Source organism: Candidatus Sodalis sp. SoCistrobi (assembly GCF_900143145.1).
In the GTDB taxonomy this organism is placed as follows: Bacteria; Pseudomonadota; Gammaproteobacteria; order Enterobacterales; family Enterobacteriaceae; genus SoCistrobi.
Map to the genome: position 1 here is coordinate 1 of NZ_FRDB01000372.1, position 1,399 is coordinate 1,399.

Annotated in this window: 1 protein-coding gene and 1 pseudogene; both read right to left on the minus strand. The window is 56.3% G+C overall.

Annotation, left to right across the window (positions count from 1 at the left end; genetic code table 11):
* On the minus strand, positions 1-261 hold a 261-nt coding region (locus CINSTRO3249_RS15910), incomplete at its 3' end, for a hypothetical protein (RefSeq protein ID WP_174249811.1).
* A gap of 43 nt (positions 262-304) precedes the next feature.
* A pseudogene (locus CINSTRO3249_RS15915) lies at positions 305-1,267 on the minus strand (MFS transporter); the annotation flags it as partial.
* Positions 1,268-1,399 lie beyond the last annotated feature (132 nt).

A 1,399-nucleotide genomic window follows, 5' to 3' on the forward strand; every position in this document is an offset into this window, starting at 1 on the left:
CGTCATATGCTGTTTAACCAGCGTCTGATATCGGCGGGTAAGGCGAGAGTCAATCCCGCCAACAGATAGGTTGAAATCATTCTGCAAAGTAATAACAGGTATCACGATAAATGTGTAGATACCTATGGCTTGGGAGGCGGTCCGCTCGGCGCTGTGCAAATCATTAAAGGCCGCCGGCGTGGTGGGATGGGGCGGTTGATAGTCCGGCCCCACCGAACAGGCGCTCAGCGTTAGTGCGCCCAAACCGAGCAGCGGTGACAAAGGGAAAGACAGCCTCCTGGCTGGGCGAAAACGAGCCGGCATATTAGTGAGCCCCCGCGTTGCCTTCGCTTTTCACCGGCGAAAGCAGAAAACAAAATGGAATAAGAAGCAACGGCACCAGCGCGCAAAGGCTGAAAACATCCACATAAGCCAGGATCCGCGTCTGCGCCACCATTTGTTGATAGAGTTGTCCCATTGCCAGCTGCGTCGGGTCGCCGATGACGCTGCCGACATCCCGGAACGCCTGGGCGGCGCGCTGTATCGCCTGCTGGAATTGTTCATTGAACGGCGACAGGTTATGCACCATAGCGGCGCTGTGGGCCTGGGAACGCTCGGTGATGGCGGCGGTGGACAGCGAGATGCCAATCGAACCCGCCACGTTGCGGAACATGGTAAACAGTGCGGAGCCATCGGCATTCAGTCGCGGGGCCAGCGTGATAAAGGCGAGGGTGGTCAGCGGCACGAACAGAAAACCAAGACCTATGGACTGCGCTGCGCGCATTTTAACCATGGTGGCGAAATCGATATTCGGCGCCAAATGGCTGGAGTAGATAAACGACAGCGTCATCAAGGTAAAGCCGAACGCTATTAGCCAGCGGGTCTGCACCACCGGCATCAGTTTCAATACCAGCGGAATGGACAAGACAATCAACACCGCCCCCGGCGAAAGCACCAGCCCGGACCAGGTGGCGGTATAGCCAAGCTCCTGCTGAGCCAACTGCGGCATGACCACCGAGCTGCCGTAAAGAATCATCGCCATTCCCGCCATCAACAGGCTGGAAACGGCAAAATTGCGGTCCTTCAGGCAACGCAGATCCACCACCGGTTTACGGGTATAAAGCAGCCAGTACACCGCGCCCACCAGACCGACGACGGCCAGTAGCGCAAATAAGCGAATGAAGCCGGAGCTGAACCAATCATCATCTTCGCCGCGATCCAGCATGACCTGTAAACAGCCAAGCCCCAGCGCGATAAGCCCGATACCAATATAATCGATATTAAGCTTGCCGCCTTGTATGTAATAAACATGTGGTGGTTAGCTACTACCGCATGGAGCGGAGTGAGCCAGATTGCCGCCATAAGGCCATGACCTTCGACGAAAGCTATAGCCCTCCGCTTCACCTTTCACGCCAGCATT